This window comes from Gluconacetobacter takamatsuzukensis, from assembly GCF_014174275.1.
Classification (GTDB): Bacteria; Pseudomonadota; Alphaproteobacteria; order Acetobacterales; family Acetobacteraceae; genus Gluconacetobacter; species Gluconacetobacter takamatsuzukensis.
This window is the reverse complement of sequence record NZ_JABEQK010000009.1, coordinates 1-19237: the sequence shown is the minus strand read 5'-3', so window position 1 is coordinate 19237 and position 19237 is coordinate 1. Positions and strand designations below refer to the sequence as shown.

Annotated in this window: 22 protein-coding genes and 1 pseudogene; 17 read left to right on the top strand and 6 right to left on the bottom strand. The window is 67.9% G+C overall.

The genetic code is table 11. The annotated features are described in order from the left end of the window. Positions 1-9: 9 nt before the first annotated feature. Entirely contained in the window at positions 10-513 is a 504-nt protein-coding gene (locus HLH27_RS12065) for a type III secretion system chaperone family protein (RefSeq protein WP_182950292.1), read from the bottom strand. Between the two features lie 190 nt (positions 514-703). Then, entirely contained in the window at positions 704-1027 is a 324-nt protein-coding gene (locus HLH27_RS12060; RefSeq protein WP_182950291.1) for an accessory factor UbiK family protein, read from the bottom strand. Positions 1028-1380: 353 nt separating this feature from the next. On the opposite strand from HLH27_RS12060, the gene rfaD reads away from it, so the two are divergent. The 14 genes and pseudogenes from rfaD (at position 1381) to HLH27_RS11990 (ending at position 13530) form a co-directional block, all read left to right on the top strand. Beyond that, on the top strand, positions 1381-2361 hold the full coding sequence (gene rfaD, locus HLH27_RS12055) for an ADP-glyceromanno-heptose 6-epimerase (protein WP_182950290.1): 981 nt from the start codon (positions 1381-1383) through the stop codon (positions 2359-2361). 43 nt (positions 2362-2404) lie between these two features. Further along, positions 2405-3259 (top strand): prolipoprotein diacylglyceryl transferase, encoded by an 855-nt coding sequence (gene lgt / locus HLH27_RS12050; RefSeq protein WP_182950289.1) that lies wholly within the window; start codon positions 2405-2407, stop codon positions 3257-3259. Next, on the top strand, positions 3256-4308 hold the full coding sequence (locus HLH27_RS12045; protein WP_182950288.1) for a class I SAM-dependent methyltransferase: 1053 nt from the start codon (positions 3256-3258) through the stop codon (positions 4306-4308). Before lgt ends, HLH27_RS12045 begins: the two co-directional genes overlap by 4 nt. Next, complete coding sequence (pgeF, locus tag HLH27_RS12040; protein ID WP_182950287.1) at positions 4298-5122, top strand: peptidoglycan editing factor PgeF; 825 nt, start codon at positions 4298-4300, stop codon at positions 5120-5122. Before HLH27_RS12045 ends, pgeF begins: the two co-directional genes overlap by 11 nt. Continuing rightward, the gene (locus HLH27_RS12035) at positions 5119-6087 is read left to right on the top strand and encodes a hypothetical protein (RefSeq protein ID WP_182950286.1); all 969 of its coding nucleotides are present in this window, start codon (positions 5119-5121) and stop codon (positions 6085-6087) included. The genes pgeF and HLH27_RS12035 overlap by 4 nt, the downstream gene beginning before the upstream one ends. Before the next feature lie 125 nt (positions 6088-6212). Further along, positions 6213-7193, top strand: coding sequence for a ribose-phosphate pyrophosphokinase (locus HLH27_RS12030; protein WP_182950285.1), 981 nt, complete (start codon positions 6213-6215; stop codon positions 7191-7193). A gap of 76 nt (positions 7194-7269) precedes the next feature. Next, positions 7270-7878, top strand: a complete 609-nt coding sequence (locus HLH27_RS12025) for a histidine phosphatase family protein (protein ID WP_182950284.1) — start codon at positions 7270-7272, stop codon at positions 7876-7878. A gap of 111 nt (positions 7879-7989) precedes the next feature. Then, on the top strand, positions 7990-8631 hold the full coding sequence (locus HLH27_RS12020; RefSeq protein ID WP_182950283.1) for a 50S ribosomal protein L25/general stress protein Ctc: 642 nt from the start codon (positions 7990-7992) through the stop codon (positions 8629-8631). A 36-nt stretch (positions 8632-8667) separates the two neighbouring features. Beyond that, a complete protein-coding gene (gene pth, locus HLH27_RS12015) occupies positions 8668-9246 on the top strand; it encodes an aminoacyl-tRNA hydrolase (protein ID WP_182950282.1) in 579 nt (192 codons plus the stop codon). Beyond that, complete coding sequence (ychF, locus tag HLH27_RS12010; RefSeq protein WP_182950281.1) at positions 9246-10340, top strand: redox-regulated ATPase YchF; 1095 nt, start codon at positions 9246-9248, stop codon at positions 10338-10340. The genes pth and ychF overlap by 1 nt, the downstream gene beginning before the upstream one ends. Before the next feature lie 246 nt (positions 10341-10586). After that, entirely contained in the window at positions 10587-11846 is a 1260-nt protein-coding gene (locus HLH27_RS12005; protein WP_408870848.1) for a glutamate-5-semialdehyde dehydrogenase, read from the top strand. Between the two features lie 2 nt (positions 11847-11848). Continuing rightward, positions 11849-12466: pseudogene (locus tag HLH27_RS12000) on the top strand (nicotinate-nucleotide adenylyltransferase); the annotation flags it as partial. Between the two features lie 138 nt (positions 12467-12604). Then, positions 12605-13057, top strand: coding sequence for a ribosome silencing factor (rsfS, locus tag HLH27_RS11995; protein WP_338029902.1), 453 nt, complete (start codon positions 12605-12607; stop codon positions 13055-13057). A gap of 14 nt (positions 13058-13071) precedes the next feature. Further along, the gene (locus tag HLH27_RS11990; protein ID WP_182950409.1) at positions 13072-13530 is read left to right on the top strand and encodes a 23S rRNA (pseudouridine(1915)-N(3))-methyltransferase RlmH; all 459 of its coding nucleotides are present in this window, start codon (positions 13072-13074) and stop codon (positions 13528-13530) included. 269 nt (positions 13531-13799) lie between these two features. Here HLH27_RS11990 and HLH27_RS11985 read toward each other — a convergent pair whose 3' ends face one another. The 4 genes from HLH27_RS11985 to HLH27_RS11970 form a co-directional block, all read right to left on the bottom strand. Then, positions 13800-14543 (bottom strand): CHAP domain-containing protein, encoded by a 744-nt coding sequence (locus tag HLH27_RS11985; RefSeq protein ID WP_182950279.1) that lies wholly within the window; start codon positions 14541-14543, stop codon positions 13800-13802. 315 nt (positions 14544-14858) lie between these two features. Continuing rightward, positions 14859-15209 carry a RidA family protein gene (locus HLH27_RS11980; protein ID WP_182950278.1) on the bottom strand — a complete coding sequence of 117 codons (351 nt, stop codon included), beginning with the start codon at positions 15207-15209 and terminating at the stop codon, positions 14859-14861. Positions 15210-15280: 71 nt separating this feature from the next. Continuing rightward, positions 15281-15919: a nucleotidyltransferase family protein gene (locus HLH27_RS11975; RefSeq protein ID WP_182950277.1), complete on the bottom strand. Its 639-nt coding sequence runs from the start codon at positions 15917-15919 to the stop codon at positions 15281-15283. After that, a complete protein-coding gene (locus tag HLH27_RS11970; RefSeq protein ID WP_408870842.1) occupies positions 15916-16992 on the bottom strand; it encodes an XdhC family protein in 1077 nt (358 codons plus the stop codon). Before HLH27_RS11970 ends, HLH27_RS11975 begins: the two co-directional genes overlap by 4 nt. 182 nt (positions 16993-17174) lie before the next feature. Between HLH27_RS11970 and HLH27_RS11965 the strand changes: the two genes are divergently transcribed. The 3 genes from HLH27_RS11965 (at position 17175) to HLH27_RS11955 (ending at position 18801) form a co-directional block, all read left to right on the top strand. Continuing rightward, positions 17175-17855, top strand: a complete 681-nt coding sequence (locus HLH27_RS11965) for an MBL fold metallo-hydrolase (protein WP_182950276.1) — start codon at positions 17175-17177, stop codon at positions 17853-17855. Positions 17856-17902: 47 nt separating this feature from the next. Further along, positions 17903-18403, top strand: coding sequence for a DUF192 domain-containing protein (locus HLH27_RS11960; RefSeq protein ID WP_408870847.1), 501 nt, complete (start codon positions 17903-17905; stop codon positions 18401-18403). 257 nt (positions 18404-18660) lie between these two features. Beyond that, complete coding sequence (locus tag HLH27_RS11955) at positions 18661-18801, top strand: hypothetical protein (RefSeq protein ID WP_182950275.1); 141 nt, start codon at positions 18661-18663, stop codon at positions 18799-18801. The last annotated feature ends 436 nt before the right edge of the window (positions 18802-19237 follow it).

The window sequence follows — 19237 nt, the reverse complement described above, 5'->3', positions numbered from 1 at the left end:
TGTCGCCGGTCACGCCTCGCCCGCGCAGTCGAGCATGGCGGCCTCGAGTGCCTCGGTCGGGGTCTTGCCGCCCCACAGCACGAACTGGAAGGCGGGGTAGAAGCGCTCGCACTCGGTGATGGCGATGTCGATCATGTCTTCCAGGCTTTCCATTGACGCGCCCGGCGCGCCGCGCAGCAGGACGGCGTGACGAAACAGCGGCATGCCGCTTTCCAGGTCCATTCCGAAATGACCGATCCACAGCCGCTCGTTCGCCAGGGCCACCAGTTCGAACAGGGCGCGGCGCTGCTGGGGGGGGACCTTCAGGTCGAACGTGCAGGTGAAATGCATCGCGCTGACTTCGCGCGACCAGGAGAAATACAGACCGTAGTCGCACCATTTCCCGGGGGCCTCGGCGGCCATTTCCGAATCATTGCGGCGTTCGAACGCCCATTCATATCCGCCGACGATCTGTTCCATCAGATCGAGCGGATTGGCGTCGTGCTTGGGAGAGGAGATGGAGAGGGCAGGCATGTGGGACTCCCCTAGGCCGTGGAGGGAGGGGGCCGGCGTCGCGCGTCGGACCCCGAACGTCTGCAAAACGGGCCGTGTGTCGTTCCCGCCACGGGTGGGAACGCGGCCACCCCCAACCCTATGGGCGGTCTTGCCGTGCTGGCAAGCGCACGCGCATGCGTGCGGCCCATTGGGACGGAAATTTTATTGTTCAGGCGTAATTGCCGAACGCGCCGCCCGGCGGTTCCGGGGCGGGAAAGGGCTGGGCCGGGGCGATGACGGCTTCCAGCGTCGCGACTCGTGCTTCCAGGGCGGCCAGGCGGGCGTCGGATTCCTCCTGCGCCGCGCGGGCGCGGGCGGCGAGTTCGCGTACGACCTCGAATTCCTCGCGCCGGACCAGGTTCAGCGTCGACAGGACCTCGTCGACCCGCACGCGGACGATGGCGCCTACTTCCTCGCGCACGCCGGCCAGGGCCGAAAGCGCGCCGCCGGCGACACCGGCGAGATCATCAAAAAAGCGTGGCTTGTCGGCCATGGCGGGTCCTCCTGTGTTCGGTGCCGGGTCTGCGCCAGTACCCGCCGGGGCGGCACGGACCAAGGGATCGCATGCGCTGCATATAGACAGTCCGGCGCCGCAAGGCCATCCGGCAATGCGGAAACCGGGGTGGCAGGGTGGCCAGCGTGCCCCGCAGAGCCTGGGCGGAAATGTGGGCTGGTGAGCGATAGTGCCGCGCAGCGGCACGCCCGGCGTGTGTTCCCGAGCACCGAAGCGGAGCGGCCTATATGGCCGAGAGCATCGGAGCACAGGGAACGGGCGGCGGATCGCCACCTGCGCGCATTTACGCCCAGGCTCTTCGAAGCTGGGGCGATCTGGATTATAGGAGGGGCATGATCATCATCACCGGTGGGGCCGGGTTCATCGGCTCATGTCTACAGGCGGCGTTGCGGGCGCGGGGCGAGGAGACGGTGATCGTCGACTGGCTGGGGACCGCGGATAAATGGCGCAACGTGGCGCGCCATCCGCCGGACCGGCTGGTGGCCCCCGAGGCGCTGGATGCGTTCCTGGACGGCCGGCCCGATGTGTCGGCCGTGCTGCATATGGGGGCGATCAGCGAGACGACCGCCCGGGACGGCGACCTGGTCTGGCGGACCAATGTCGATCTGTCGACGCGGCTGTGGGAATGGTGCGCGCGGGAAGGCGCGCGGTTCATCTATGCGTCCTCGGCTGCGACCTATGGGGCCGCCGACCGGCCGGCGCAGTTTTCCGACGATCCGGCGGGGCTGGACGCGTTGCAGCCGCTGAACCTGTACGGCTGGTCGAAACATGTGTTCGACCGCCATGTGGCGGGCTGGGTCGCCGGGGGCGCGCCCGCCCCCGCGCAATGGGCGGGGCTGAAATTCTTCAACGTCTACGGCCCCAACGAGTACCACAAGGGCGGCATGGTGTCGGTCGTGAAGGTCAAGTACGACGAGGTGCGTCGGGGGCAGCCGGCGCGGCTGTTCCGCTCGGACGTGCCGGGGATGGCCGACGGGGCGCAGGCGCGCGACTTCATCTGGGTGGGGGATGTGGTCAACGTCATGCTGTGGCTGCTGGACAACCCGCATGTCAGCGGCCTGTTCAACTGCGGCACCGGCGTTGCGCGGACCTATCTGGACTTGGCGCACGCGGTCTGCGATGCGGCGGGCCTGCCCCGGGAGGTCGCGTTCATCGACATGCCCGAGGCCCTGCGCGGGCATTATCAATCCTATACCTGTGCGGACATGACGCGCCTGCGGGCGGCGGGGTACGCAAGGCCCTTCACGTCGCTGGAGGATGGGGTGCGCCGCTACGTCCACGATTATCTCGCCACCGCCGACGCGTATCTGTGATACCCGCCCGGTCTCTGCCCTCTCCGACGTCGAAGGACGCCGCATGCTGCCTGTACTGATCTTTCCGCAATTCGATCCGGTCATGGTGCATGTGGGGCCGCTGGCCATCCGCTGGTATGCCATGGCCTATATCACCGCGCTGCTGGTCGGCTGGCGGCTGGTGCGCCATCTGGTCAGCCTGGCGCCGCGTGCCGCGACGCCCGAGCAGGTCGACGACTTCCTGACCTGGGCCACGCTCGGCGTCGTGCTGGGGGGGCGGGTGGGCTATATCCTGTTCTATCAGCCCCAGATCTATCTGGAGCATCCGCTGGCCGCATTGCAGGTATGGCATGGCGGGATGTCGTTCCATGGCGGCGCGCTGGGGGTGGTGGCGGCGCTGGCCCTGTTTTCGTGGCGCAATGGACTGAGTTTCCTGGCCTTTTCCGACCGGGTGACCATCGTGGTGCCGATGGGGCTGGGGCTGGGGCGGGTCGCGAACTTCATCAACGGGGAATTGTGGGGGCGTGCGGCGCCGGCCGACCTGCCCTGGGCAATGGTCTTTCCCCAGGCGGGGCCGGAACCGCGCCATCCTTCCGAACTGTACGAGGCGCTGCTGGAAGGCGCCGTGCTGTTTACCGTCATGTGGCTGGTGGGACGCAGCGCCCGGATTCGGGAGCGGCCGGGGTTCCTCGCCGGGCTGTTCCTGTTCGGCTATGCGGTGGCGCGGAGCTTCTGCGAGTTCTTTCGCGAGCCCGACGCCTTTATCGGCTTCCTGCCGTTCGGCACCACCATGGGGCAGATCCTGTGCATTCCGATGGCGATCGCGGGCGCCGGGCTGATGGCGCAGGCGATGTTGCGGCCGCCACGCCCGGTCCTGATGCCGGCCGAGGCGGGGGCGGTCGGGGCCGACCGGCCATGAGCGGCACCGCACCGGAACGGCTGGACCGGTTCATGGCGCGGGCCAATGCGGCCTATTATGCCGGGCGCGACCCGTTTGCCGATTTCATCACCGCGCCCGAGATCTCGCAGATGTTCGGCGAGATCCTGGGGGCCTGGGTTGCCGTGACTTGGCAGGGGATGGGCCGTCCGGACCCGTTTGTCCTGGCCGAGGCGGGGCCGGGGCGCGGCACGCTGATGGCCGACATGATGCGGCTGATGGCGCGGGTTGCGCCCGATTGCCATGAAGCGGCGCGGGTGCATCTGGTCGAGACCTCACCCCGGTTGCGCGAGGTTCAGCGTGCAGCGCTGGCGGGGCGGACGGCGCATCTGCCGGCATGGCATGACGCGATCGATGCCTTGCCCGAGGGGCCGATGATCCTGCTGGCCAATGAATTTCTCGACGCGCTGCCGATCCGGCAGTTCGTCAGGACCGAGGCCGGGTGGAGCGAGCGCTTTGTGCAAGGGGTGGGATTTGTGGACCTGCCGGCCGGGGACCTGCCCGACGGGCCGTTCGACCGGCCCGTGCCCGCGGGCGAAATCCTGGAATGCTGCCCCGCCGCGCTGGACGTGGCGCGGGGGCTGGCGGCGCGGTTTGCCCGTTCGCCCGGCACGGCGCTGCTGATCGACTACGGATATGACGGCGCGGTGTGGGGCGACACGTTGCAGGCCCTGCGCGACGGCCAGCCGGCCTGGCCGCTGGCCGATCCCGGTCTGGCCGACCTGACGGCGCATGTCGATTTCGCGGCCTTTGCCCATGCGGCGGTGGGGGCTGCCTGCCATGGCAGCGTGACGCAGGGAACGTTGCTGGCCCGGCTGGGCCTCTTTGCGCGGGCCGGGCAACTGGCCCGCAACCGGTCGCCGGTCGAGGCCCATGCCATTCACGATGCCGCCCAGCGGCTGGCGGCGCCCGACCGGATGGGGCGCCTGTTCAAGGCGCTGGCGATGACGTCGCCCGGCCTGCCTGTGCCCCCCGGATTTGCCGCGGCGCCCGGGATGGCCGCCGACGAGGGAGAACGCCATGAGCCGTGACGATGCCGGGCAGGATACGGGGACGATTCCGCCCGATGCGATCCTGCGCCATGAGCTGCTGGACGATGTGCCGCATGGGTTCTTTACCCGGCGCGGCGGGGTGTCGCAGGGACCTTATGCCAGCCTCAACTGCTCGACCCGCTCCGGCGACGATCCGGCGGCGCTGGCGGAAAACCGGCGGCGGGTCGCGCGGGCCATCGGGGTGGTGCCGGAGCATCTGCTGGGTGTGACCCAGGTCCATGGCGACGGGGTGGTGACGGTGACGGCACCCTGGCCGGTCGGGCAGGGAGGGGCTGCCGACGCGATGGTGACGGATCGGCCGGGTCTGGCGCTGGGTGTGATCACCGCCGATTGCGGGCCGGTGCTGTTTGCCTCGGCGGATGGCGGGGTGGTGGGGGCGGCGCATGCCGGCTGGCGCGGCGCGGTCGGCGGCGTGCTGGAGGCCACGCTGGCCTCCATGGCCGGGCTGGGGGCGGCGGCGTCCACCGTGCGGGCGGTCGTCGGGCCCTGTATCGCGCGGGACAGTTACGAGGTGGGGGCGGATATGCGGGCCCAGGCCCTGGCGGCCGATCCGGCGGCGGAAGCGTTCTTTCATGCCAGGCGGCGGCCGGAGCATTTCCAGTTCGATCTGGCGGGTTATTGCGTGGCGCGGCTGCGGCGTGCGGGGATCGGGCAGGCGGTGGCGCTGGGTGTCGATACGCTGGGCGACGAGGCGCGCTTTTTCAGCCATCGGCGGCGGACGCTGGCGGGGGGCGGGCCGATCGGGCACCAGATTTCGGTCATCGCGGCCTCTGGTGCTACAGGTCCGGCATGATTCGCGCGCTTTTTGTCCGTCGTCTTGCTGGTCTGGCCGGGGCGGCCGGCCTGCTGCTGTTGTCCGGGTGTCTGGATGTGCCGCATCCGTTTCGCGATCCGGGGGTGGCCGGGCGCTCGCTGGCCCGTAATGCGCCGCCCGCGCGGCTGGCGATTCCGCTGCCGGCGGCGGCGCTGCTGGGCGACGAGGCCGCGCGGACCTGGAGCCGCGATATCGCGGCGGCCCTGCTGGAGCAGACGGTGCCGGCCATGGCCCAGCCGGTGCGCCCCGGCGACTGGTGGCTGCGGCTGGGGGCGGAGACGCGGGGCGGGCTGGTGATTCCGACCTACAGCATCATGACGCCGGCCGGCCGGGTGCGGGGCTCCGGCGAGGGGGTAGGGGTGCCCGCCGCCGCCTGGGCTGCGGGCGACGCGGACGCGCTGTTGCAGTCGGCGCGCCAGCTTGCCGTGCCGATTACCGGCGCGCTGACGGGCATTCAGGCCGACCAGATGGCGCAGGACCCGCACAGCCTGAAGCATCGGGCGGCGCGGATCTATTTCTCCGGGGTGAAGGGCGCGCCGGGGGATGGGGATGTGGCGCTGGCCCAGGCCTTCGTGGCGTCGCTGCGCGATGCCGAGGACGCGATCCAGGATCATCCGCGCGAGGCCGATTTTACCGTGTCCTGCGCGGTGAGCATCAGCGCGGTCATTCCTGGGGGGACCGGCCATCCGCAGCAGCATCTGCAACTGGTGTGGCGGGTGTTGGATGCGCAGGGCAAGGAGTCGGGGGCGGCCACGCAGTTGCATGATATCGATGCCCATTCGCTGGACGGGCCCTGGGGGGAGGTGGCGCTTGCCGCCGCGCAGGAGGCGGCGGCGGGCGTCCGGCAGGTGATCTCGCGCTATTCGGGGCGGGACAACGTGCCGCTGCCGCCGCCTGTCGCGGTGCCTCCGGGGGCGCCTGCTGTGGCGAAGGTGCCACGGTAGAGCGGTTCCGGCGTTCGGGGCATGGCCGCCATGCGTGATCGATACGCGAGACGGATGACAGGACGGGGCGCGATTGCTAGAACCCGCGCGCCAGCCATGAGTGCGCCGTCCGGGAGCGTTGCCAGATGAAGATCGTCGCCTGTAACAGCAATCTGCCCCTGGCCGAGAAGGTGGCGGCGGAATTGCGGATGCCGCTGTGCAATGTCTCGGTCCGGCGCTTCGCGGACATGGAAGTGTTCGTCGAGATCCATGAGAACGTGCGCGGCGAGGATGTGTTCGTCATCCAGAGCACCTGCTCGCCGACCAACGACAATCTGATGGAACTGCTGATCATGCTCGACGCGCTGCGTCGCGGATCGGCGCGTCGGGTCACGGCGGTGATGCCCTATTTCGGCTATGCGCGGCAGGATCGCAAATCCGGCCCCCGTACGCCGATCAGCGCCAAGCTGGTGGCCAACCTGCTGGTCGAGGCCGGGGCCAACCGCATCCTGACGATGGACCTGCATGCGATGCAGATCCAGGGTTTCTTCGATATTCCGGTCGATAATCTCTATGCCGCGCCGCTGTTCACGCGCGACATCAAGGGGCGGATCGATCCCGGTTCGCTGCCCTATGCGGCGCCGCCGCTGGAGATTCCCGGCGGGTTCGAGAACCTGATGATCGTCTCGCCCGATGTCGGCGGCGTGGTGCGGGCCCGGCAGCTGGCGCAGCGGCTGAATGTCGACCTGGCGATCATCGACAAGCGGCGTGAGCGGGCCGGCGTGTCCGAGGTGATGAACGTGATCGGCGATGTGCGCGGCCGCTACTGCATCCTGATCGACGATATCGTCGATAGCGGGGGGTCGCTGTGCAATGCCGCCGTGGCGCTGATGAACGAGGGTGCGGTGGCCGTCGAGGCCTATGTGACCCATGGCGTGCTGACCGGCAGCGCGGTGTCGCGCATCGCGCAGTCGCCCATCCGCATGCTGACGCTGACCGACAGCATCGCCGCGACCGAGGCCGTGGCGAAGGCGGAGAATATCCGCCAGATCAGCACCGCCAACCTGCTGTCGCGCGCCATGCGGGCGGTGTCGGACGAAAGCTCGGTTTCCTCGCTGTTCGACTGAGGCCTGGCGTGCCGGATTGACCGGGGGGGCGCGGACGACCTATCGGGGGAGGGATGAACCGACAGGAGTCCTGGACATGACCCAGCTGATCGCCCGGCCGTACTGGTATCTGCGTCATGGCGAGACGGACTGGAACGCCGAAGGGCGCTCGCAGGGGCGGTCGGACATTCCGCTGAACGCGCGCGGCGTCGCCCAGGCCGAGGCGGCCGGTGCACTGCTGGCCCGCGACGAGGCCGCTTATGCGCCGGTTGCGCGGATCGTGTCCTCGCCGCTGTGCCGTGCCCTGCGTACGGCGCAGATCGTGGCGCGGGCGATGGCGGCACCGGGGGGCGAAGCCCTGCCGGTCGGGGTGGATGACGGGCTGCAGGAAGTCTGTTTCGGCGACCAGGAAGGCCAGCCGATGGGCGACTGGTACGATAGCTGGATCGCCGGAGACTATACGCCCAGCGGGGCCGAGCCGTTTGCCGAGCTGCGGGCCCGGGCGGTGGCGGCCGTCAACCGCGCGCTGGATGGCGAGGGGACGGTGCTGATCGTCTGTCATGGGGCGATGTTCCGCGCCCTGCGATCCGCCATGGGCCTGCCGGCCAATGTGCGCCTGCCCAATGCCACGCCCCTGTGGGTTCGCCCGCCGGTGCCGGATGCGGCCGGGGGTTCGGCGGCGTGGAGTCTGGACGTGATGGGCTGAGGGACGCCGGCCGGCGCCGAAATATTTGCCTCGGTCCGGGTTTTCCGTTACACGCCCCCACGCGCGGGCACCCCTGGAGGCCTGCGTGAACAGGTTTTCAGGAGCAGTACAGTGACCCAATTTACGAAACTCGAGGCTTCTTCGCGCGCGAAGGCTGGTAAGGGGGCAGCGCGCGCGACGAGGCGTGCCGGTCAGGTGCCGGCCGTTATCTACGGTGCGAAGCAGGAACCGACGCTGATCGCGCTGGACCCCCGTCTGGTGGTGCGCGAGATGCACAAGGGCGGCTGGCGTTCGCGCGTGTACGACGTCACCGTCGACGGTGTGTCGTCCCCCGCGCTGATGCGTGAAGTCCAGCTTCATCCGGTGACGGACAACCCCGTCCATGTCGACTTCCAGCGTCTGGCCGCCGGCGAGCGCGTGCATGTCGACGTGCGCATCATCTTCACCGGTGAAGACAAGTCGCCCGGCATCAAGCGCGGCGGCGTGCTGAACATCGTCCGCCACAGCGTGGAAGTCAGCGTCGATCCGGCGAACATTCCGTCGTCGTTCACGGTCGACCTGTCGCAGCTCGACATCCACGACAACGTGCGCTGGGACGATCTGCAGGGCACCGCGGATGTGACGCCGCTGCTGCAGATCCCGAACTTCGTCATCGCCACCGTCGCGGCGCCGAGCGTCGACGACACGCCGGCCCCGGCGGAAGCCGCGGCCCCGGCCAAGGCGGCCCCTGCGAAGGGCGCGGCGAAGAAGTAAGACCGGCCTGGACGGCCAGACGACAGGAAAGACGCAATGCTGCTCTGGACCGGGCTCGGTAATCCTGAGCCGGGGATGAGCCGGCATCGGCACAATGTCGGTTTCATGGCCGTCGACCGCATCGCGCTCCGCCATGGCTTCACGCCATGGCGGAAACGCTTTCGCGGCGAGGTGGCCGAGGGGCGGGTGGGCACGCACAAGGTGCTGCTGCTCAAGCCCATGACCTACATGAACCTTTCGGGCGAGAGCGTTCAGCAGGCGGCCGCCTTCTACAAGATACCAGTCGAGTCCATCACCGCCTTCCATGACGAGCTGGACCTGGCACCCGGTCGGGTGCGGGTGAAGCGGGGCGGCGGGGCGGCGGGCCATAATGGCCTGCGGTCGATGGACAGGATGCTGGGCAGCCAGGATTATTGGCGGGTACGCCTCGGCATCGGCCATCCGGGCGTGCGCGAGCGCGTGACGGGCCACGTCCTGGGTGATTTCTCGAAAAGCGATCAGGACTGGCTGGAGCCGATGCTCGACGGCCTGTCCGACACGGCGCCGGTCCTTGCGGACGGGAAGCCCGAACTGTTCATGACCAGGATGGCCATGCTGGCCGGGGAGAAGGGCTGATGGGGTTCAATTGCGGTATCGTGGGCCTGCCGAATGTCGGCAAGTCGACCCTGTTCAACGCCCTGACCGAAACGGCTTCGGCCCAGGCCGCGAATTATCCGTTCTGCACCATCGAGCCGAATGTCGGCCGGGTGGCGGTGCCCGATCCGCGCCTTGCGGCGCTGGCGGCGATCGGCAAGTCGCAGAAGATCCTGCCGACCAGCCTGGAATTCGTCGATATTGCCGGGCTGGTGCGCGGTGCCTCGCGCGGGGAGGGGCTGGGCAACCAGTTCCTGGCCAATATTCGCGAGGTCGATGCGATCATCCACGTCCTGCGCTGTTTCGAGGACGACGACATCACGCATGTCGAAGGGGCGGTCGATCCGATCCGCGATGCCGAGATCATCGAGACCGAACTGATGCTGGCCGATCTGGATTCGCTGGAAAAGCGGATCGTCGCCCTGCAGAAGAAGGCCAAGGGCAATGATCGCGAGGCCGCCGCCCAGGTCGCGCTGATGGAGCCGCTGATCGCGGCCCTGCGCGAGGGAGAGCCGGCGCGGAAGGCGATTCCCGCCGGGCAGGAAGAAGCGGTGCGTCGCCTGCAGCTGATGACCAGCAAGCCGGTCCTGTATGTCTGCAATGTCGAGGAGGCGTCGGCGGCCACCGGCAATGCGTTCTCGGACCGTGTGCGGGCCCGGGCCGATGCCGAGGGTGCGGCCACCGTGATTGTCTCGGCGGCGATCGAGGCGGAGGTCAGTCAGTTGGGGGCCGAGGACCGCAAGGAATTCCTCGACGGGCTGGGGCTGGCCGATAGCGGGCTGGATCGGGTGATCGCCGCCGGTTACGGGCTGCTGGGGCTGCGGACCTATTTCACGGTCGGCCCGAAGGAAACCCGTGCCTGGACGATCACGGCCGGGACGCGTGCCCCGCAGGCCGCTGCCGTGATCCACAATGATTTCGAGCGCGGCTTCATTGCCTGCGAGACCGTCGCCTATGAGGATTACGTTCGCTACCAGGGTGAAGCCGGTGCGAAGGAAGCCGGCAAGCTGCGGATCGAAGGGCGTGATTATGTGGTGCAGGATGGGGATGTCCTGCTGTTCCGCTTCAATGTGTAAGGGTAGTCGGTCCTTCTTCTTTTTCTGAAGAAAAAGAAGCAAAAAGACGTTTTGATTCGTTCGGGGCCATCGTGTGTCCCCAGCACAAGGCTGCTGAACGAATCAGAGTTTTTTGGTTCTTTTTTGCAAAAAAGAACGAGAAACGACTGCCCGGCTTTTTCTCCCCTTGCCCTTGCCCGGCGCCCGGTTCGAAAATGGCCCGTTATCGAGGCAAGGAGGCCGGTCATGAACGCAGTCACGTCCGTCATGGAAGCAGAGGGCCAGTGGGTCCCGGCCATGCCGGAGCTGGCCGCGCGGGCCCGAGCGGCTGCCCGGATCCTGGCGCGGAGTTCGTCCGACGTTCGGAATGCTGCCCTGCTTCATGCTGCGGCCGCCCTGCGGGAGCGGCAGGATGAGATTCTGGCGGCGAATGCGCGTGATCTTGAGGTGTCTACCGCGACTGCCGCGTTCCGCGATCGGCTGACCCTGACGCCGGCGCGGGTCGAGGCGATGGCGGTGGGGCTGGAGGATGTGGCGAAGCTGCCCGATCCGGTCGGGCGGGTGCTGGCGGAATGGACCCGGCCCAACGGATTGCGGATCAGCCGGGTTGCGACGCCGGTCGGCGTGATCGGCATGATCTATGAAAGCCGCCCCAATGTGGGCGCCGATGCGGCGGGCCTGTGCATCAAGTCGGGCAACGCGGTGATCCTGCGCGGCGGGTCGGAAAGCCTGCACAGCGCGCGGGCGATCCATAGGGCGATGGCGGCGGGCCTGCGTGCCGCCGGCCTGCCGGAAGAGGCGGTGCAGATCGCGCCCGATGCCGACCGGCGGCATGTGGCGGACATGCTGGGAGCTGCCGGGCTGATCGACCTGATCATTCCCCGTGGCGGCAAGTCGCTGGTCGAGCGTGTGCAGCGCGAGGCGCGGGTGCCGGTGCTGGCCCATGCCGAGGGGCTTTGCCATACCTATGTCCATGAAGCCGCCGATCCGGACATGGCGCGGGGGCTGGTGGTCAATGCCAAGATGCGGCGGACGGGGATCTGCGGGGCGACCGAGACGCTGCTGATCGATGTCGCGGTGGCGCCTGCGTTGCTGCCGGGCATCGTTGCCGACCTGGCGGCGGAAGGGTGTGCCTTCAGGGCGGATGCGCGGGCGCGGGCGATCCTGCCGGATCTGCCGCCGGCCAGCGAGGCCGATTTCGGCACCGAGTGGCTGGATGCCATCCTGTCCATCGCGGTGGTCGATGGCGTGGACGATGCGCTGGCCCATATCGCGCGGTTCGGCAGTGCGCATACCGAGGCGATCGTGACCGAGGATGCCGACATTGCCGCGCGTTTCCTGAACGGTACCGACAGTGCGGTCGTGATGTGGAATGCCTCGACCCAGTTCTGCGATGGCGGGGAGTTCGGCTTCGGGGCGGAAATCGGTATTGCGACCGGGCGCTTCCATGCGCGCGGTCCGGTCGGGCTGGAGCAGTTGACCACCTTCCGCTACGAAGTCGTCGGGACGGGGCAGCAGCGTCCCTGACCGTGACATCGCTGCCGGTATGGGGAGACGGGCGCCGGATTCGGGTCGGTCTTCTCGGGGGATCGTTCAATCCGGTGCATGTCGGCCATCTGCAACTGGCGCAGCGGGCGTTGCGGCTGTTGCGGCTGGACCAGGTGTGGCTGATGGTGTCGCCGGGCAATCCGCTGAAACCCGCCAGGGGGATGGCGCCGCTTGCGGCCCGGCTGGCCGGGGTGGCGGCCAGGGTCGATGGGCGGCGCATCGTTGCCACCGATATCGAGCGGCATCTGGGCACGCGCTATACGGTCGATACGCTGGCGTTGCTGCGGCTGCGCTTTCCCAATGTGGAGTTCGTCTGGCTGATGGGGGCGGACGGGCTGGCGGAATTGCCGCGCTGGCGGCGGTGGCGGCGCATCGTTTCGATGGTTCCGTTCGCGGTGCTGCCCCGGCCGCCCTATAATCCGGCGGCGCTGCGGGGGCGGGCGGCGCTGGCGCTGAGCCGCTGGCGGCGGCCGGCGCGGGAGGCGCCGATCCTGGCCGATTGCGTGCCTTGCGCCTGGGCCTTTCTTCCTGCCCCGCAGATCGGTATATCAGCAACGGAATTGCGTGCCGCCGCGTTGGACAGTGCGATGGCGCGGCAAGGTGATCCCGCACAGAATGCAGCAGGAGTAAGAGTCATCGCCAGGAAGCCTCCGGCCGATACGGGTACCACTCGTCGCACGGCACCCAAGAAGACAGCCGGCACGACCGGCAGGAAGACTCCGGCCGGACTGGCCGCCGTGCCCGGGACCGCGCGGGCGCCCGGCACGCCGCGCAAGAAGGCGGCCGTCGCCGGCCCCGGCAAGGCGGTGAACCGCGAGCCTGCGGAAATCAGCAAGCTGGAAAAATATCTGTCGGTCATCACCGAGAGCCTCGCCGACGACAAGGGCGAGGATATCGTGGTGCTGGACCTGACGGGGCGCGCGTCGTTCGCCGACCGGATGGTGATCGCCACCGGCATCGCCGACCGGCAGATCTCGGCCATGGCCATGCATCTGGAGCGCAAGCTGGGCGAGGCGGGACTGAAGCGGGTGCTGATCGAGGGCGCGAACGGCTCCGACTGGGTGCTGATCGATGCCGGCGACATCGTCGTTCATCTGTTCAAGACCGATGCCCGCGCCCAGTACGGGCTGGAACGCATGTGGGGGGCCGATCTGGACGTGCCGCCCGGCGGGGCGCCGGAGGCCGGGTAGGACGCGATCCGATGATGCGGCTGATTGCTGTCGGACGCATGAAGGATCGTGTGGAGCGCGACCTGTTCCAGCGTTATGCCGAGCGGCTGACGCCCAGGCTGGATATGGTCGAGGTTGCCGAAGGCAGGGGCGCTGCCGCGGAAATCAAGCGGCGTGAGGGGCGGGCCCTGTTGGCCGCCCTGCCCGACCGGGCCTTCGTTATTGCGATGGACGAAGGCGGGCGGGCGCATGCCAGCCTGGATTTCGCCCGACATGTCGAGCGCTGGCTGGGCCTGTCGCGGCCAGTCTGCTTTCTGATCGGGGGCGCGGAAGGGCTGGATGGGCCGGTACTGGCGCGTGCCGACGATACGCTGTCGCTGGGACCCATGACGTGGCCGCACATGCTGGTGCGCGGTCTGCTGGCCGAACAGCTTTATCGGGCGCGAGCGATTGCTTCGGGGCATCCTTACCATCGGGCGGGCCGCCCTGCCTGATAGCGGATTGCCTTTAGGGTGAGGCATGTCCAGGGCGCCGCCCTGGACCCGGCAGGGCCTGAGGCCCTGCACCCCAATCATTTGATAACGAATGGGTTTCCAAAGGGCGGCGTTGGCCAAGGTTCCGTCGGCCGGAACGACCGATGGAATGCCAACGGAGGGGACTGCCCTTTGGTGGGTCAAGGGCAACGCCCTTGTCCGGGATGTTCCCTGAGACTGCGCGTTGCTTTCGCTCGCGCAGGCCGATTTTTCAGGCGGTCGCTACGTGCTCAGCGAATGGAGCGGTTCGGGGCGTCTTCGCGGAAGGCGTGGCCGTAGGTGGCGCGGGGCAGGCTCTCGGGGGCCTCGGCCACTTCGGTGGTCCGCATCGGGTGGCGCAGGTCGCTCGGGACGCTGTTGATGGTCTGCGGCACCGCACGCTCGCTGCTGGCGGTCATGATGCGGCCGCTGCTGTCCGGACGGGAATAGATGAACCCGTAGGTCGGGTAGATGCTGCCATAGGCGCCGTTCTGGTTCAGTGCGACGCGAACCGCCGTCCAGTCGTTGTTGGGCGAGACGTCGATCACGGCCACGTTGCGGCTGATGCCCCGCTGGGCCCAATGCGACTGGTCGATCACGATGGTGCGGCTGTCGACGATCTGGCGGACGACCGCGACATGGCCCAGCGGCATGCGGCGGTTGGCGCGGAAATTCAGGATGCTGCCGGCTTCGGGGGCTGCGCCACGGGCATAGACGCCGGCGGCATTGTACCACCAGTTGGCGGCATTGCCGCGCAGCACGACATCGGACGCCGACTTGGCGAACGCCACGCACTGGATCACATGGCCGGTTTCATGATGCCTGGCGTGACGGAAGGCGACATGGTGCCCGTTCTGCACGGCATGGACCGTATGGGTGGCAGGCGCGGCATGGCGAACGGACCGACGTGCGTCGGCGTTCGAAGAGAAGACGAGGCCCAAGGACGCCGCTGCTACAGAAAAGAGGAACGCACGTCCCAAGCCACCTGTCCGCATCCCACAAGACCTCATACGCACTGTCGTTGCCCACCAAGGGGTAGCAATGACGTTGCAACCCTGACAAGACGCCGCCGCATTTCTCATGCGCCATCGATGACATTTCCAGAAAACGGGCAGGCTGAATTCGAAAAATAGGAATATATTCCTTATCGAAAAACGCAGCCCACGGTTTTTCAATGGAAAATGGAAATTGCGGGGAAGGGGGCGGACGGGAGGTCCGAGGCGGTCGGGGAAAGAATCGGAATCGGGGCCCGTTGCATAAAAGCGACAGCCACTGTGGCCGGCGGGCCCCGTTCCCGGGTGATCGGGTGCTTACTTGGTGCAGATCAGCATGATCTCGACCAGGACCTCCGGGCTGGCCATCGTGGCCTGGACGCAGGCGCGAGCCGGGGCGCCGTCCTTCGGCAGCCAGGCGGACCACAGGACATTCAGGGCGTCGCGGTCGGCGATGTCCTTCAGCCAGATCTGCGCCTGGAGCAGGCGGGTCTTGTCGGTGCCGTGCAGTTCCAGCGCTTCGTCGATCTGCTCCAGAATGTCGCGCGTCTGGGCGGAGACGTCGCCCGTCAGGTCGCGCGCGACGAAACCCTGAGTAAACAGGAAGCCGTGATATTCCACGACCTTGGACAGGATCGCGTTCGGTTCCGTGCGGATGATCTTGCTCATTGGGGCCAGTCCTTCATGTTGGCGGCCACCGGGGCCGCGCCTGCCCTTCTCCGACACGGGGCCGGGGCCGGTCAACCGCTCTGCGGCGGTGCCGACGCGGCGAACCGTTCCAGTCGGGCTGGGGTGTCGAAATCCTCGTGGATCGTCTCGTCGGCCGGCACGGTGGCGGCCTGTGTGCCGAGGGCGCGGATCAGCGCGCCGCCGCCCCGGTCGCCTTCCAGGGTCATCAATCGCGGGATCGTCGTCCGGTCCCACAGGACGGGATGGCCCTGCCGTCCGGCGTGGACGGGGATCGTCACGGGGGGATTGTCGCGCCGATGACGGGCGACCAGGCGGTCGATCAGGTCGGGGCGCAGGTTCGGCATGTCGCCCAGGCAGACCAGCACGCCTTCGGGCGAGAGGCCCGCGATCGAGTGCAGGCCGGCGCGCAGGCTGGCGGACAGGCCAGTCGCATGGTCGGCCGCGATTGTCGTGCTCAGGGGGCGGGCATAGGGGGCGTGGGCGTCGATGGCGGCGCGCAGATCGGCCGCGCGGTGGCCCAGCACGACCATGATGCGGTCGACCTTGCTGGCGCAGAGGGCGCGCAGGGTGCGGGCGATCATCGGCGTGCCGGTGGCGTCGGTGGCCAGCAGCTTGTGGTGCGGGGCGGATCGCGAGGAGCGGCCAGCGGCCAGGACCAGGGCGATGATGCGGGCCGTCGGGGAGGTCATGTCCAGCCGGGGTGGCGGCCCAGCGCCGCGTCGCGGCGCACCGCCACGATTTCGGCCAGGATCGACAGCGCGATCTCGGACGCGCCGATCGCGCCGATGGCCAGCCCGACCGGCCCGTGGATCCGCGCCGTTCGTTCGGGGCCGATCCCGTCCATTGCCAGCCGGTCCAGCCGCGATGCCTGCGTTTTGCGCGACCCCAGCGCACCTATATAGAAGGCGGGGCTGTCCAGCGCCGTCCGCAGGGTTGGATCGTCGAGCTTGGCGTCGTGGGTCAGGGTGACGATCGCGGTGTGGGTGTCGATGGCGAGGGTTTCCAGGGCCTCGTCAGGCCAGTCGGTGACCAGCGTGATGCCGGGAAAACGCTCCGGGGTGGCCAGTTGGGTGCGGGGGTCGATGACGGTCACCGCGAAGCCCATCGTCATCGCCAAGGGTGCCAGGACCTGCGCGATATGGACCGCGCCGACGATCAGCAGCCGATAGGGTGCCGTCAGCAGATGCAGGAACCAGGATTCGTCATCCGCGCCGGCGACGCGGCGGCTACGACCGTCGCGGAACACCTGCTCCAGCGTCGGGACCAGGCGCGGTTCGATCGCGCCGCCGGTGACGCTTGCCAGATCGTCTGCGGCCGTGCGCGTGATCAGCACATGGTGCATGTCGGACAGACGGGTGGCCAGCAGCGCCGGTTTCCGCCGTTGCCGCAGATCGACCGCCGCGCGCAACGTGGTCATGGGCAGGGTGCCGCCCGGCCCGACCGCTTGCACCAGTACGTCCAGCTCGCCGCCGCAGGCCAGGCCGACCGCCCATGCCTGTTCCGAGGTCACGCCATAGGACAGCACGTTGGGCCGGCCGTCCTGCATTGCGGTCACGGCGGCATCGAGGACCGATGCCTCGACGCAGCCGCCGCTGACCGATCCTTCGATACGGCCGCCGCCGCTGACCGCCATCATGCTGCCGGGCGGGCGGGGGGAACTGCCCCAGGTTGCGATGACGGTGGCCAGGGCCGCCGGCTGTCCGTCCTCGGCCCAGGCGATGGCCAGGTCCAGCGGATCGTGAAGGAGGGGCTGCGACATCATGGCGCGCACTCTATCAGTGCGGATATAGACAGGCCAGCAGCGCCGGCCGCAGGGCAGGGCGGTCTTGCTCCTCTGGCCGCCGGCTCGTACACAACGAAAACCTCCGGCGCCTGGTCCGGGCCAGGGGTCGGAAACCAGCCCTGGACCTGGCCGCGCGGCGCGTAAGGCTAGGAGTTGTCATTATGTCGTTGTCTTCCGCTCCGGATCTGGCCGGGCTGGAACTGGCTGTCGTGCCGGTGACCGCCTTCGGGCAGAATTGTTCGATCCTGTGGGATCCCGCCACGCGCCACGCGGTGGTGGTCGATCCGGGCGGCGACGTTCCTGTGCTGCTGCATGCGCTTGCGGCGCGCGACCTGACGGTAGATTGCATCCTGCTGACGCACGGCCATCTGGATCACGCAGGCGGGGCGGATGCGCTGCGCGGCGAACTGGTCCGCCTTCAGGGCGGAACGGTGCCGATCATCGGGCCCGATGTGCGCGATGCGTTCTTGCTGTCCGATATTGCGGCGCAAGCGGCCCGGTACGGGCTGACGGGCATGGGGAACGTGACGGTGGACCGCTATGTGACCGATGGCGAAACCGTGCCGGTGCTGGGCCGGTGGCTCGCGGTGCTGCATGTTCCCGGCCATACGCCCGGCCATGTGGTGTTCCATGACCCCAAGGCGGGCTTTGCCTTCGTGGGGGATACGCTGTTTCGCGGATCGGTGGGGCGCACGGATTTTCCTTATGGCAATGGTCCGCAACTGATCCAGGCCATCACCGATCGTCTGCTGCCGCTGGGAGATGAGGTGACGATCCTGCCCGGCCATGGGGACATGACCACGATCGGCGCCGAACGGCGCAACAACCCGTTCCTGCGCTGATGTCGCCGACAAACAGAAGAGAGCAATGGATGATGTGGGATATGCGCATGTGTGCCGCCGCGTGCGGCCTGGTGGTGGCGCTGGCCGGTGGGCAGATGGTCGGGGTTGCCCGGGCCGATGCCGGGGATGACACGCCGACCAAGGCGCAGGCGGAACTGCCGCGCGAGAACCTGACGATCACCGGTGCGAACGGGACGAAGCATGTCTTCTCCGTCGAACTGGCCACGACCCCGCGCCAGCAGCGTGTCGGGGAGATGTTCCGGACCTCGGTGCCCGCCGATCGGGGCATGCTGTTCGTCTGGCCCTATCCGCAGCAGAGCGACATGTGGATGGAAAATACGCTGGTGTCGCTCGATATCGTCTTCATCGGCGAGGATGGACGGATTTCGGCGATTGCGGAAAATGCCGTGCCGCAGAGTCTGGCGCGGATCAGCAGCCATGGGCCTGCGCGCGCGACGCTGGAATTGCAGGGCGGCCTGACCGAGAAGCTGGGCATTGTCGTCGGCGACAAGGTGGAGAGCAAGGCGCTCACAGCCCCGGTGGGCTGACGAAGGGGATTGCCCGGCCTGTCGGCCGGCGATCCGATGCGTGGAAGGGCACGAGAGCATGTCGCCAGGTGGCGTGCTGTCGTGCGCCACGGTGTCCAGCAGATGCTGCTGCTGGCGTATTGGGACGATTTCCCCATCTCACCCATCGTTCGAATCGATTCGTGCCGTCGGCAGCCGAATCGTTCAGCCGATCGGAATCGGCGTAGCGGCTTTGCCCGATTCCGGCGGATGGGGTGCCGCCAAGATAGCCAGGCTCCATGCTTGCGTCGTGCATCCTGCTGGAGGACGTCGGTCTGATCGGCGTCCAGGGCGCCGCCATTTTCACGGGCCGATGCGCCGTCTTCACCGATCGATCGTCGGTGGATGGAGGAGTGGGGACGGTAGTGCTGATTGCCTGACCCGCGACTCTCCTCGAGCGTGAAGTGGGCGCCGGACCTGGAATCTCACGGATAAAACGGGCCGAGGGCGAATCAGGGATGGGATTCGGGAGTTCTGAGTCATTGACGCGATTTTTTTTAAATCGGGAAAAAGCCCGGTTTCCTGCGCCTTGCGACGGGTCGGGAGGTGCCGGGATGCGTTTTTTGGCCTCTTTGGTGAAACTCCTGTGTTGACGGTGTTAGGGGTGGGGTGTAGATCGCTGTTCACCGCCGGGGCTGAGGTTCTTGACCTGGCGGTTTGGACCTGCTAGTTTCTTTGGCCCTGCTGGGTTGAGTGGATGACTAAGCAGCGTTCTTTGACAATAGAATATGGAATGGAAGGGATATGTTGGCGGCGTTCTGGCGGCCTGCGGAAGCGGGTTGTTGAGGGATTGGTCTGGTCTGGGTTTAGCCTGGG